General features: G+C 71.8%; 12 protein-coding genes. 1 reads left to right on the top strand and 11 read right to left on the bottom strand.

Annotated features, from left to right (window positions below; genetic code table 11):
• Nucleotides 1–7: 7 nt before the first annotated feature.
• Nucleotides 8–532, bottom strand: a complete 525-nt coding sequence (locus U5640_RS18450; RefSeq protein WP_340376859.1) for a DUF6668 family protein — start codon at nt 530–532, stop codon at nt 8–10.
• 415 nt (nt 533–947) lie between these two features.
• A complete protein-coding gene (locus tag U5640_RS18445; RefSeq protein WP_340376858.1) occupies nt 948–1,091 on the bottom strand; it encodes a hypothetical protein in 144 nt (47 codons plus the stop codon).
• Between the two features lie 398 nt (nt 1,092–1,489).
• Here U5640_RS18445 and U5640_RS18440 point away from each other — a divergent pair, with 398 nt between their 5' ends.
• Nucleotides 1,490–2,278: a hypothetical protein gene (locus U5640_RS18440; protein ID WP_340376857.1), complete on the top strand. Its 789-nt coding sequence runs from the start codon at nt 1,490–1,492 to the stop codon at nt 2,276–2,278.
• A 25-nt stretch (nt 2,279–2,303) separates the two neighbouring features.
• Here U5640_RS18440 and U5640_RS18435 read toward each other — a convergent pair whose 3' ends face one another.
• The 9 genes from U5640_RS18435 to U5640_RS18395 all read right to left on the bottom strand — a co-directional run bounded on the left by U5640_RS18435 (nt 2,304) and on the right by U5640_RS18395 (nt 12,823).
• A complete protein-coding gene (locus U5640_RS18435; RefSeq protein ID WP_340376856.1) occupies nt 2,304–3,245 on the bottom strand; it encodes a M28 family metallopeptidase in 942 nt (313 codons plus the stop codon).
• Between the two features lie 154 nt (nt 3,246–3,399).
• Nucleotides 3,400–3,864, bottom strand: a complete 465-nt coding sequence (locus U5640_RS18430) for a VOC family protein (RefSeq protein ID WP_340376855.1) — start codon at nt 3,862–3,864, stop codon at nt 3,400–3,402.
• A gap of 39 nt (nt 3,865–3,903) precedes the next feature.
• Nucleotides 3,904–4,851, bottom strand: a complete 948-nt coding sequence (gene rarD, locus U5640_RS18425) for an EamA family transporter RarD (protein ID WP_340376854.1) — start codon at nt 4,849–4,851, stop codon at nt 3,904–3,906.
• A 131-nt stretch (nt 4,852–4,982) separates the two neighbouring features.
• Nucleotides 4,983–5,837 (bottom strand): SDR family oxidoreductase, encoded by an 855-nt coding sequence (locus U5640_RS18420; RefSeq protein WP_340376853.1) that lies wholly within the window; start codon nt 5,835–5,837, stop codon nt 4,983–4,985.
• 140 nt (nt 5,838–5,977) lie between these two features.
• On the bottom strand, nt 5,978–7,030 hold the full coding sequence (locus U5640_RS18415; protein WP_340376852.1) for a 2-oxoacid:ferredoxin oxidoreductase subunit beta: 1,053 nt from the start codon (nt 7,028–7,030) through the stop codon (nt 5,978–5,980).
• Complete coding sequence (locus U5640_RS18410; protein ID WP_340376851.1) at nt 7,020–8,972, bottom strand: 2-oxoacid:acceptor oxidoreductase subunit alpha; 1,953 nt, start codon at nt 8,970–8,972, stop codon at nt 7,020–7,022. The genes U5640_RS18415 and U5640_RS18410 overlap by 11 nt, the downstream gene beginning before the upstream one ends.
• A 274-nt stretch (nt 8,973–9,246) precedes the next feature.
• Nucleotides 9,247–9,918 carry a response regulator transcription factor gene (locus U5640_RS18405; protein ID WP_340385184.1) on the bottom strand — a complete coding sequence of 224 codons (672 nt, stop codon included), beginning with the start codon at nt 9,916–9,918 and terminating at the stop codon, nt 9,247–9,249.
• Between the two features lie 198 nt (nt 9,919–10,116).
• Nucleotides 10,117–11,517 (bottom strand): sensor domain-containing protein, encoded by a 1,401-nt coding sequence (locus tag U5640_RS18400; protein WP_340376850.1) that lies wholly within the window; start codon nt 11,515–11,517, stop codon nt 10,117–10,119.
• Between the two features lie 130 nt (nt 11,518–11,647).
• Nucleotides 11,648–12,823, bottom strand: a complete 1,176-nt coding sequence (locus U5640_RS18395) for a sensor domain-containing protein (RefSeq protein ID WP_340376849.1) — start codon at nt 12,821–12,823, stop codon at nt 11,648–11,650.
• Nucleotides 12,824–12,934: the final 111 nt, after the last annotated feature.

Here is a 12,934-nt window from a genome sequence, read left to right as displayed (position 1 = left end):
CCCCCGTTCAGCGCCCGACTCCCGTGAGCCGGGCCAGCGCCTCCGTCTCCCGGGGCGGCCCGCCCCCCAGGTCACCGAGGCGCCACTCGGTCACCCACGGCACCCGGTGCACGGCGACGGCCGACTCGATGAGCCGGATCCGCTGCGCCAGCGGCCGCGGCAGCCGTCCCGGCGCGTCCGCGACCAGCACCAGCGCGTCCAGGTCGAGCCCCTGCGGGGCCTCGCCGCGCCGGAAGACGTCCAGGGCGCGCAGGGCCGACTCCAGGCCGGTCGCGTGTGTCCGCGCCACGAGCAGGACGGACGGGGGATCACCGAGGGCGGGCCAGTCCCGTCCGCAGTCGTGGCCGCCGTAGACCGCCGCGAGCGTGGAGGCGCCCGCCCCGCCGTGCGCGGCCAGCCAGGAGAAGCGGCGCGGAGCGGCTGCCGAGCGGTACGGTCCCGGTGGCGGCTCCGGTACGGCAACCGGACCGCGCAGCCAGATCTCCGGCCCCGGCCGCCCCGCCGGTGCCTGAGTCGTCCCGGTCGTCCCCATGGCCGTACCGCCTCCTTCTGGTGGGCGCCCCCGGCAAGCCCGGCGCGGGTCCTTGGAACGAGGCTGTGACGTCGTGGTGACGCACCGGCCGGGAGCGAACAGAGAGACTCAACAGTACGTGCACGCGTACGCGCACCTGGACGACCCGGAGCGTGACGACGCATCCGAGTGAGGAACCGATGTCTCGACTCAGTCGTGAGAAGAAGCGGGAACAGAACCGCGCCGGATGGTCCGCCGTCGTGGCCGCGCCGCTCGACGTCCACGTCCGCGCGGGCGGCCCGGCGACGATAGGGGGCGTGCCGGTCGCGGCGGCCGACGGCGAGGAGATCCAGCACGCCGTCCTGGGCCAGCTGCACCGCATCGCCCTCGCCACCGGGCACCCCGTCCTCGCCACCGTCCACGACGAGCGCATCGGTTACGTCGTCCCCCTGCGGATCGAGACGGACGGCTCCAGCCACTTCACGGCCGAGCCCCTGCGGGCACCGACGGTGTCCGCGACCCAGATGCCCTCGGCGGCGGCCTCGGTGTCGGCGGCCCCGGTCTCTCCGGCAGCGCCCACGGTGGCCCTCCCGGTCGTGAGCGGCCCGGCGGCTCCGGCGGCCCCGGCCCCGGTGGCCACGGCAGCCCCGGCCCCGGAGGTCTCGGTCCCCCCCGGCCGCGCCCACGGTGGTCCTCCCGGTCGTAAGCGGTCCGGCGATTCCGGCGGCCCCGGCCGCCCCGGCCGCCCCGGTGTCGGCGGCTCCGGCCCCCCTCGCCCCGGCCCCGGCGCACCCCGCCCCCGAAGCCCCGGCGCACGCCCCCGCAGAAACCCGGCCGGACAAGCCCACGCACGTGCTGCGGCAGGTGCAGGCACCGGAAGAGCCGCAGGACGGTTTCCCTCCGCTCCCGCCGGTGCCCCCGGCGCAGGCCCCCGGGACGGTCGTGGCTCCGACGGGAGTCTTCGGTCCGCCCCCGGCCATGGACCTCCGTCCGGACGGCGCGGTGCCCGCCTCTCCGGAGCACGCGCCGTCCCCTTTCCCGGAGGCCGGGACGCCCGCCGCCCCGGACCAGGACCGGTACCGGGACCGGTACGAGGACCGCGCCGCGGAGCACGCCCCGCACCGTTTTCCGGAGGCCGCCTCCGCGACCCCCGCCGAGCCGGAGCTGAAGCCCCTCCTCGCCCTCACCCCCGACCCCGAGTCGGCCGCCGCACTCGACCCCGACCCCAAGCCGACCCCCGCGCGTGGCTTCGACGCCGTCGCGGAAGCGGTCCTCGGTGACGACCCCCGCACCCTCCCCGGGACCGACGGTGCCCCCGCGCTGCTCGGGGAGCCGATGGCGCAGATCAACGAGGCCGTGCGGGCCGGCCGTATCGACGTGGCCGCCGTACTCGCCGAGCGGACGGTGCTGGAGGCCTCGGAAACGCTGGGGCCGGAACACCCCGAGGTGCTCCGGCTCCGGGAACTCGGCGCGTACATCGCCTATCTGGCGGGCGACCCGCTGCGGGCCTTCCACGTCTCCCTGGACCTGGCCCGGATCCGCCGCCGGGCCCGGGACGGCGAGGCCGCGTACGGCAACGTCCAGAGCGCGGCGGCGGCCTGGCGTGCCGTGCGCGACCCCTTGCAGGGCCTCAACCTCGGCAACGAACTCCTCGGCCTGTGGACGGAGCTGACCACCGAGGACGGCCCGGCCGCCGACGACGTCGAGGAACTGGAGTCGGCCCGCGCCCGGATGCTCCGGCTGGCGGAACGCGCCCGCAGGTCGTGAACCCCGCCCCGGTGGGCCGGACGGGTCAGGACGACAGGGTCCACACCGCGTAGGCGAGCGCGTCCGCGTTGCGGTTCAGGGCGGTGTCGTTGATGTTCGCGCTGGTGTCGCAGGAGGAGTGGTAGCAGCGGTCGAAGGCCTGCCCGGCCGTACCGCCCCACTTGGCCGCCTGCGCCGCCGTCTTGATGTAGTCCGCGCCGCTGAACAGCCCGCCGACCGGGACGCCCGCGTTCTTGAACGGCGCGTGGTCGGAGCGGCCGTCGCCCTCGGTCTCGATCTCCGTCGCCACGCCGAGGCCGGCGAAGTAGTCCTTGAAGGTCTTCTCGATGGTCGGGTCGTCGTCGTAGACGAAGTAGCCGGGGTTCGGCGAGCCGACCATGTCGAAGTTGAGGTAGCCGCTGATCCGGGCGCGGTTCGCGGAGGAGAGGTTGTTGACGTAGTACCGGGAGCCGACCATGCCGAGCTCCTCGGCGCCCCACCAGGCGAACCGCAGGTGCCTGGTCGGCTGGTAGCCGGCCCGGGAGACGGCGAGGGCGGTCTCCAGGACGGCCGCGGAACCGGAGCCGTTGTCGTTGATGCCCGCCCCCGCGGTGACGCTGTCGAGGTGGGCGCCGGCCATGACGACCTGGTCGGTGTTGCCGCCGGGCCAGTCGGCGACGAGGTTGTAGCCGGTGCGGCCGGAGGACGTGAACTGCTGGACGACGGTGGTGTACCCGGCGGCGTCCAGCTTGGCCTTCACGTAGTCCAGCGAGGCCTTGTAGCCGGCCCGGCCGTGGGCGCGGTTGCCGCCGTTGGCGGTGGCTATCGACTGGAGCTGCGCGAGGTGGGCCTTGACGTTCGCCACGGGGATGTCGGGAGCGGCGGCCAGGGGGGCGGGGGCCGCGTCGGCTGCCGCCCCTACGGTCAGGAGCATGACAATCGAGCAAGCGCAGGCGACCGCCGTACGCCCGGGAACCGAGAGCTTCATGTGGGGGGCTCCGAATTCCGTGGGAACCACAAGGATTCCACAGTGAATGGGGTTCCAGGATGGTGAACGCTTCACCAACGGCGCGTCAAGAGCGCTATCGGGAAAGGGGGTTCACATTCCGGACGCCCCAGCGGAATTCGGCGCCCCGGTCCGCCTAGTGCACGCAGAATTCGTTGCCCTCGGGGTCCGTCATCACCACCCACGCCCCGGACGGCTCCTTCACCTCCTGCAGCACGCTCGCCCCCAGCGCCCGCAGTCGCTCCACCTCGTCGGCCCGCCGCTCCGCGCCGGGGTGCAGGTCGAGGTGCAGCCGGTTCTTCACCGTCTTCGCCTCCGGCACCCGCTGGAACAGCAGCCGCCGCCCCAGCCCGGTCCCGCTGTCCGCGTCGAAGGGGTCCTCCGGATGCCGTACGGCGATCAGGTCCCGGAAGGCCGGGCGGCCGTGGAACTCCACGGTCGCCGCCCCCGGCAGCGCACCGGCGGCCAGCAGCCGTTCGATGAGCGCGCTGTTGTCCTCCACCGCGTAGTGCAGCGCCCCGGCCCAGAAGTCGGCCTGGGCGTGCGGATCGGCGGCGTCGACGACCAGCTTCCAGTGGACGGGTGCGGGTGTCTCAGTCATACGGGTCATGCGGACCACTCAACCAGCCCGCGGCTCCGCTCACGCGTCAATCGCGGACGGCACCTGGGCGACCGGCGGCACCTCGACCGCCACCCTGGGCCGCCGCGCCGCGCGCCACGCGTCCGCGGTCAGCAGCACCAGGGCCAGCCACACCAGCCCGAACCCGGCCCAGCGCTCGGCCGGCATCTCCTCGCCGAAGTAGACGACCCCGAGCAGGAACTGGAACACCGGCGCCAGGTACTGCAGCAGTCCGAGCGTGGACAGCGGCACCCGGATGGCGGCGGCCCCGAAGCACACCAGCGGCAGCGCGGTCACCACACCGGTCGAGGCGAGCAGGGCCGCGTGACCGGCGCCCTCGGAGGTGAAGGTGGCGCCGCCGTGTGCCGACAGCCACAGCAGGTAGCCCAGCGCGGGCAGGAACTGGATCGCGGTCTCCGCGGCGAGCGACTCCACCCCGCCGAGGTTGACCTTCTTCTTCACGAGGCCGTACGTGGCGAAGGAGAACGCCAGACACAGGGAGATCCACGGCGGACGGCCGTATCCCACGGTCAGCACGAGCACCGCCGCCAGACCGATCCCCACCGCCGCCCACTGCACGGGCCGCAGCCGCTCCTTCAGGATCAGCACACCCATGGCGATGGTGACCAGCGGGTTGATGAAGTAGCCGAGGGACGCCTCCACCACGTGCCCGGAGTTCACCGCCCAGATGTAGACCCCCCAGTTCACGGTGATGACGGCCGCCGCGATCACCACCAGAGCGAGCCGGCGCGGCTGCCGCAGCAGTTCCCCGGCCCACGCCCAGCGCCGTACGACCAGCAGGGCCGCGGCGACGAAGACGAGGGACCACACCATGCGGTGGGCGAGGATCTCCATCGCTCCGGCCGGCTTCAGCAGGGGCCAGAAGAGGGGGACCAGCCCCCACATCCCGTACGCCGCGAAGCCGTTCAGCAGACCTATCCGGCCCTCACCCTTCGACGACCCGGCCACGGGCGCCCCTCCTTCTCGCGTCCTCGCGCGCCTTCCCGCACGCGTCCACGACGGTAACGCCGAAGACCCCCGTCCGTCATGTCCGTATCGCCATACGGTCATGACAGGCGGGGGTGAGGAGCTCCGGGCCGTCAGCCCTTGAGCGCGGCCGTGATCGCCTCGGCCAGCGGGGTGGTCGGGCGGCCCGCCAGGCGCGAGAGGTCGCCGCTGGCGACCACCAGCTCGCCCTTCTCGATCGACGCGTCCACGCCGGCCAGGATCGCGGCGAACGGCTCGGGGAGCCCCGCGCCGGTCAGGATGCCGACGAGCACCTCGGCGGGCACCGCGTTGTAGACGATCTCCTTGCCGGTCTGCCGGCTCAGCTCGGCCGCGTACTCCGCGAAGCTCCACGCCTCGTCGCCGCCCAGCTCGTACGTCTTGTTCTCGTGGCCCTCGCCGGTCAGCACGGCCACGGCGGCGGCCGCGTAGTCCGCGCGGGAGGCGGAGGACACCCGGCCCTCACCGGCGGCCGCGACGACCGCGTTGTGCTCCAGGACCGGGGCGAGCTGCTCGGTGTAGTTCTCGTGGTACCAGCCGTTGCGCAGCAGCGCGTACGGCACGCCCGAGGAGGTCAGCGCCGCCTCGGTGGCGCGGTGGTCGTCGGCCAGCGCGGCGCTCAGCGTGCCCGGCGCGCTGGTGTACGCCAGCAGCGCGACCCCGGCGGCCTTCGCCCGGTCGATGACGACCTGGTGCTGGGCGGGGCGGCCCTTGTCGAACTCGTTGCCCGAGATCAGCAGCACCTTGTCGCCGGCCGCGAACAGGCCGTCGAAGGTCTCGGGGGCGTTGTAGTCGGCGACCGCGAGCCGCACACCGCGCGCGGCGAGGTCGGCGGCCTTGGCCTCGTCGCGCACGACGGCCGTGATCTGCTCGGCCGGAACCTTCTCGAGCAGCTGCTCCACGACGTGGCGGCCGAGCTTTCCGGTGGCTCCGGTGACGACGATGCTCATGGCTGGGAACTCCTAGGGGGGTAGCGGGTCTGCCACCCACCCTAGGGTGAGCGCTAACTAAGTGAAAGTACCCACTTCAAAGTAAGGTACATACCTCAAGGTAAGTGCCGCTGACCTGGCGTGATCCCTCTCGGTACTGCTCAGCCGACGACCGTCCAGGTGTCCCCGCCCGCGAGCAGCGCGGCCAGGTCGCCCTTGCCGTGCTGTTCGACGGCGGTGTCGAGCTGATCGGCCATCTGGGTGTCGTAGACCGGGCGCTCGACGGAGCGGAGGACGCCGATGGGGGTGTTGTGGAGGGTGTCGGGGTCGGCGAGCCGGGAGAGGGCGAAGGCGGTGGTGGGCGTCGCCGCGTGTGCGTCGTGGACCAGGACGTCCTCTTCGTTGTCGGGGGTGACGGTGACGATGCGGAGGTCGCCGGTCGCCGGGTCCCGTACCACGCCCTTGTCGTTGTCGGTTCCGAAGCGGATCGGCTGCCCGTGTTCCAGCCGGATCACGGCTTCCTGGGCCTGCTGTTTGTCCTTGACCGCGTCGAAGGCGCCGTCGTTGAAGATGTTGCAGTTCTGGTAGATCTCGATGAGGGCGGTGCCGGGGTGGGCGGCGGCCTGGCGCAGAACCTCGGTGAGGTGTTTGCGGTCGGAGTCGATCGTGCGGGCGACGAAGGAGGCTTCGGCGCCGAGCGCCAGGGAGACGGGGTTGAAGGGGGCGTCCAGCGATCCCATCGGCGTCGATTTGGTGATCTTGCCGACTTCGGAGGTGGGGGAGTACTGGCCCTTGGTGAGCCCGTAGATGCGGTTGTTGAAGAGGAGGATCTTGAGGTTGACGTTGCGGCGCAGGGCGTGGATGAGGTGGTTGCCGCCGATGGACAGGGCGTCTCCGTCGCCGGTGACGACCCAGACGCTCAGGTCGCGGCGGCTCGCGGCGAGCCCGGTGGCGATGGCGGGGGCGCGGCCGTGGATGGAGTGCATGCCGTACGTGTTCATGTAGTACGGGAAGCGGCTGGAGCAGCCGATGCCGGAGACGAAGACGATGTTCTCCCTCGCCAGTCCGAGTTCGGGCATGAAGCCCTGGACTGCGGCGAGGATGGCGTAGTCGCCGCAGCCGGGGCACCAGCGGACCTCTTGGTCGGACTTGAAGTCCTTCATGGTCTGGCGGCCTTCGGCCTTGGGCACGAGGTGGAGTGGCTCAGTGGTCATGGATGGCCTCCTTGAGCGCCGTGGCGAGCTGCTCCGCCTTGAACGGCATGCCGTTCACCTGGTTGTAGGAGTGGGCGTCGACGAGGTGTCTGGCCCGGATGAGGGTGGCGAGCTGGCCGAGGTTCATCTCGGGGACGACGACCTTGTCGTAGGCCCGCAGGACCTCGCCGAGGTTGCCGGGGAAGGGGTTGAGGTGGCGCAGGTGGGCCTGGGCGATGGCCTCCCCGGCTGCCCGCAGCCGTCGTACGGCGGCGGTGATCGGCCCGTAGGTGGATCCCCAGCCCAGTACCAGGGTGCGGGCGCCGTCCGGGTCGTCGACCCGGAGGTCGGGGACGTCGATGCCGTCGGTCTTGGCCTGGCGGGTGCGGACCATGAGGTCGTGGTTGGCCGGGTCGTAGGAGATGTTGCCGGTGCCGTCCTGTTTCTCGATGCCGCCGATGCGGTGTTCGAGGCCAGGGGTGCCGGGGATCGCCCAGGGCCGGGCGAGGGTGTGCGGATCGCGTTTGTAGGGCCAGAAGACTTCGGTGCCGTCGTCGAGGGTGTGGTTGGGCCCGGAGGCGAACTGCACCCGCAGGTCGGGCAGTTCGTCCTGCTCGGGGATGCGCCAGGGCTCGGAGCCGTTGGCGAGGTAGCCGTCGGAGAGGAGGAAGACGGGGGTGCGGTAGGTCAGGGCGATCCGTGCGGCTTCCAGGGCGGCGTCGAAGCAGTCGGCGGGTGTGCACGGGGCGACGATGGGCACGGGGGCCTCGCCGTTGCGCCCGTACATGGCCTGGAGCAGGTCGGCCTGTTCGGTCTTGGTCGGCAGGCCGGTGGAGGGGCCGCCGCGCTGGATGTCGACGATCAGCAGCGGCAGCTCCAGGGAGACCGCCAGGCCGATGGTCTCCGACTTCAGGGCGACGCCGGGTCCGGAGGTGGTGGTGACGGCGAGGGAGCCCCCGAAGGCCGCCCCGAGTGCGGCGCCGATGCCGGCGATCTCGTCCTCGGCCTGGAACGTGCGCACCCCGAAATTCTTGTGGCGGCTCAGCTCGTGCAGGATGTCGGAGGCCGGGGTGATCGGGTAGGAGCCCAGGAACAGGGGCAGATCGGCCTGCCGGGAGGCGGCGATGAGCCCGTAGGCGAGGGCGAGGTTGCCGGAGATGTTGCGGTAGGTCCCCACGGGGAAGGCCTTCGCGGCCGGGGCGACCTCGTAGGAGACGGCGAAGTCCTCGGTGGTCTCGCCGAAGTTCCAGCCGGCCCGGAACGCGGCGATGTTGGCGGCCGCGATGTCGGGCTTCCTGGCGAACTTCGTCTGCAGGAACTTCTCGGTGCCGTCGGTGGGGCGGTGGTACATCCATGACAGAAGGCCGAGCGCGAACATGTTCTTGCTGCGCTCGGCCTCCTTGCGGGTGAGGTCGAATTCCTTGAGGGCCTCGACGGTCAGTGTGGTCAGCGGGACCGGGTGGAGCTGGTAGCCGTCGAGGGAGCCGTCCTCCAGCGGCGAGGCCGCGTACCCCACTTTCTGCAGCGCGCGGGGGGTGAACTCGTCGGTGTTGACGATGATCTGCGCGCCGCGCGGCACGTCGGCGATGTTGGCCTTCAGGGCCGCCGGATTCATCGCGACCAGCACGTTGGGCGCGTCGCCCGGGGTGAGGATGTCGTGGTCGGCGAAGTGCAGCTGGAACGAGGAGACGCCGGGGAGCGTGCCGGCGGGCGCGCGGATCTCGGCCGGGAAGTTCGGCAGGGTGGACAGATCATTGCCGAACGACGCCGTCTCCGACGTGAACCGGTCACCGGTGAGCTGCATACCGTCACCCGAGTCACCCGCGAACCTGATGATCACCCGGTCGAGACGGCGTACGTCCTTCGCCGTCGCGTCCGGTCTGCGCTGTTCTCCCACGACGGTCCCGTCGGCCTGCTCGGCCTGCCCCGTCTGTCCCGTTGCGCTGCTGACCCGACTGGTCACTGAACTGGACCTCCCTCGAGGTGGCTGTCCCGGAGGGTCTTCGCGAAGGCCCCTCCCTGGATCAACCCTACGTCTGTAAGGGTCACCTTCCCTCGGCCGTTCGTATGACGGTCACTGCCCTGAGACGGCCCGGCACCCCGACTTGTCATGATTTCCCGCCCCACGGTGTCGCCCTGGTAGACGCACCGTCCGAGTTCCCCGGTTCACGCGAGGAACGACATCCGGCACGCCTGTGATCACCAGCGGGTCATCGTCGAGCCACAGTGCCACTCCGTCACGAGTTGAGATAGGTGAGAACTGCTAGAACTCGACGGTGATCCCCGTCACTGGGCGACAGCCCGAGCTTCAGGAAAATATTGCTCACGTGCTTCTCCACGGCCCCGTCGCTGACGACCAGCTGACGCGCGATGGCGGAGTTGGTCCGTCCCTCGGCCATCAGCCCCAGCACCTCCCGCTCACGCGGGGTGAGCCCCGCGAGCACGTCCTGCTGCCGGCTTCGCCCCAGCAGCTGCGCCACGACCTCCGGATCGAGCGCGGTACCCCCGGAGGCCACCCGCACCACGGCGTCCACGAACTCCCGCACCTCGGCGACCCGGTCCTTCAGCAGATACCCCACGCCACGGCTGGATCCGGCCAGCAGTTCGGTGGCGTACCTCTCCTCCACATACTGTGACAACACCAGCACCCCGAGCCCCGGATGCGCCTTGCGCAGCTGTACGGCGGCCCGCACCCCCTCGTCGGTGTGCGTGGGCGGCATCCGCACATCGGCGACGACGACATCGGGCAGCGCCCCCTCGTCGTGCAGCTCGGTGACCGTCTTGAGCAGCGCCTCGGCGTCCCCGACCCCGGCCACGACCTCATGCCCCCGGTCGGTGAGCAACCGGGTCAGCCCCTCCCGCAGCAGCACCGAATCCTCGGCGATGACCACCCGCACCCTGTCCTCCACGCTCCCGGCCCCCCAGCCGTCCACCCGTCAAGTCGAACACCTCCAGCATTCCAGCAAAGAGGCGTCCCGCACCTGTCAACGGGCCGACGGCGGGGGAGGACGGCGTGAAAGCGACGGAGACCGGGAAAAGTGGGTGGTCGAGGCCGCTGCAAGGGGGGAGCCCGGGGGCGTTTCCTCCGTGCGTGTCCGAGGTCGGTTTCAGGCCGCTCGCCAGGGAAGCTCCGCGACCGCCCGGGTGGGACCCCCGGCCGGTGAATCCACCACCAGTACGCCGTCCACCGCGTCCAACCGCTCCGCCAGACCCGCCAGCCCCGACCCGGCGGAGAGCCGCGCACCCCCCACCCCGTCGTCCACCACCTGCACCATCAACCGGTCCCCGGCCCGCCACACCTCCACCGAAGCCGAGCGGGCGCCGCTGTGCTTGCTCACGTTCTGCAGCAGCTCCGACACCGTGAAATAGGCGATCCCCTCGATCGCCGCCACCGGCCGCGCCGAGCCCAGGTCCACCTCCACCCGCACCGGCACCGTGCACCGCGAGGCCACTGCCGACAGCGCCGCGTCCAGCCCCCGGTCCGTCAGCACGGCCGGATGGATGCCCCGCGCCAGATCCCGCAGCTCCTGCAGCGCCGTCTTCACCTCACCGTGCGCCTCGCCCACCATCCGCGCCGCCGCCTGCGGATCCTCCCGCAGCTTCTCCTTCGCCAGCCCCAGATCCATCGCCAGCGCCACCAGCCGCGCCTGCGCCCCGTCGTGCAGATCCCGCTCGATCCGCCGCAGATCCGCCGCCGCCGTGTCCACCACGACACCCCGGTCCGACTCCAGCTCCACCACCCGCGACGCCAGCCGCGACGGCCCGAGCAGCCCGTGCACCAGCAGCCGGTCCACCGTCGTCAGCGCCCGCACGATCCACGGCGTCGCCAGCGTGACCAGCAGCCCCACCGACGCCGTGACGGTGATCTCGAAGGGGTTGTCCAGATACACCCGGTGGTGCGCGTCGCCGTACAGCTGGAGCCCGTCCTGCCCGCCGTACATCGGGAACAGCCAGCACCACAGCGGATACGCCAGCATCGCCCAGCCGAACGTCCACACGGTGACCGTCACACAGAACGAGAACACCGCCCACGGGAACTGCACCAGCACGAACAGCGCATGCCGCCACGAGCTCCCGCTCTTCAGCACCGCCCCCATCCACCCCATCGGCCCGTCCCGCCCGGCCCGCCCCGGCACCCGCAACGGCTCCGGGTCGCTCACCTGAAGCCCCAGCAGCCCCCGCGCCCGTGCCCGCTCCAGCGACCCGAACCCCCGGCAGGCCGCCAGCCCCGCCGCCAGCACCGGGATGCCGAGGAACGTCACCAGCAGCCCCGCCCCGACCGACAGCATGGTCACGGTGAAGACGAACAGCGTGACGCTCAGCGGGAAGCCGAGCAGCACATAGGCCAGCTCGCGCCAGTGCCGCCCGCTGACCGGTTCGAGCAGCGCGGCCGGCAGCCGCCTCCGCCGCGCCTGACGGTCCCCGTACGCGTGCCCGGCGGTGTACCGGTCGCCGTACTCGTCCCCGTACGACTCGTAAGCCTCGTAGTGCCCGTACCGCGTGGCCATCGGCGCCGTCCGTTCTGCTCGTCTCCACCCGCTCCGCTCGTCGCGCAGCTTCCTTGTCCTGTCTCCACCCTCCCCGGCGGGGCCGCCCGCGGCCATGGAGTCCGTCGGCCTATGGAGCGGGGGGTTTTCCCTACCCCCGCGGCTGCCGCTCCCGCCAGGGCAGCTCCGCCGTCACCGTCGTCGGGCCGCCGACCGGCGACTCCACGACGAACACCCCGTCCACCGCGTCCAGCCGTTCCGCGAGGCCCCGCATCCCCGTCCCCGCGTCGAGCCGCGCGCCGCCCCGGCCGTCGTCCCCGACCTGGATGAGCAGCCGCTCGTCCGTCCGCCACACATCCACCGACGCCGACCGGGCCCCGCTGTGCTTGCTGATGTTCTGGAGCAGCTCCGAGACGGTGAAATAGGCGATCCCCTCGATGGCCTGCGCCGGTCTGGACCCCAGATCGACGGTCACCTTCACCGGCACCGTGCACCGCGAGGCCACCGCCGACAGCGCCGCGTCCAGCCCCCGGTCGGTCAGCACGGCCGGATGGATGCCCCGCGCCAGATCCCGCAGCTCCTGCAGCGCGAGCTTCACCTCGCCGTGCGCCTCCTCGACCATCGCCGCCACCACGTCGTCGGCCCGCCCCTCCTGGAGCTTCTCCTTCGCCAGCCCCAGCCCCATCGCCAGATTGACCAGCCGGGCCTGCGCCCCGTCGTGCAGATCCCGCTCGATCCGCCGCAGATCCGCCGCCGCCGTGTCCACCACAACCCCCCGGTCCGACTCCAGCTCCGCGATCCGCCGCTCCAGTTCGTCGGACGGCGACAGCAGCGCTCGCACCATCGCCCGGTCCACATTGGTCAGCCCGCGCGCGAGGTAAGGAAGGATCGGCCACAGCACGAACAGGCCGGGCAGCACGAGGGCGAAGGTGAGGATGCCCCAGGGCAGCCGGACGAAGTCGTAGAGCACCGTGCGCCAGGCCACCGGGTCCTTCAGCATCAGCCACATCCGCGCGAGCGGCCCGCCCGCCCGGTGGAACGGCAGCGGGCTCGGCTCGTCGACCCGCACCCCCAGCAGCAGCCGCGCCCGCCCCCGCTCGAACCGGCCCGCCAGCCGCGCCCCCGCCAGCCCGAGCGCCAGCAGCGGCAACCCGATCACGGTGAGGGTCAGCGAGGCGCCCGTGAACAACACCGTCATCACATAGACGAACCCGAACAACGACATCGGCAGGTTCGCCAGAAGATGAGCGATCTCCTTCCACGTCTGCATGTCGAGCGCGGGCTTCACCGGCGGCATCTCGTCGTCGGGCTGGTGGGAAGTGGTCATAGGCGTTAGCGTGCCGCGCCGTACGCCCCGGCGCCATGAGGTTCCCCGCCCCGGTCTCCTGGGGAAAACCCCCGCCCCACGGCCCAAGGCGTGACGGGCTGCTTACCGTCC

The organism is Streptomyces sp. SS7 (assembly GCF_037993025.1).
In the GTDB taxonomy this organism is placed as follows: Bacteria; Actinomycetota; Actinomycetes; order Streptomycetales; family Streptomycetaceae; genus Streptomyces.
The sequence above is the reverse complement of the archived record's forward strand: the minus strand, read 5'-3'. Positions and strand labels throughout refer to the sequence as shown.

Coding starts and splice junctions, on each gene's coding strand:
- U5640_RS18450 (WP_340376859.1), bottom strand. CDS start 532: ATGGGGACGACCGGGACGACTCAGGCACCGGCGGGGCGGCCGGGGCCG.
- U5640_RS18440 (WP_340376857.1), top strand. CDS start 1,490: ATGGACCTCCGTCCGGACGGCGCGGTGCCCGCCTCTCCGGAGCACGCG.
- U5640_RS18435 (WP_340376856.1), bottom strand. CDS start 3,245: ATGAAGCTCTCGGTTCCCGGGCGTACGGCGGTCGCCTGCGCTTGCTCG.
- U5640_RS18430 (WP_340376855.1), bottom strand. CDS start 3,864: ATGACTGAGACACCCGCACCCGTCCACTGGAAGCTGGTCGTCGACGCC.
- U5640_RS18420 (WP_340376853.1), bottom strand. CDS start 5,837: ATGAGCATCGTCGTCACCGGAGCCACCGGAAAGCTCGGCCGCCACGTC.
- U5640_RS18415 (WP_340376852.1), bottom strand. CDS start 7,030: ATGACCACTGAGCCACTCCACCTCGTGCCCAAGGCCGAAGGCCGCCAG.
- U5640_RS18400 (WP_340376850.1), bottom strand. CDS start 11,517: ATGGCCACGCGGTACGGGCACTACGAGGCTTACGAGTCGTACGGGGAC.
- U5640_RS18395 (WP_340376849.1), bottom strand. CDS start 12,823: ATGACCACTTCCCACCAGCCCGACGACGAGATGCCGCCGGTGAAGCCC.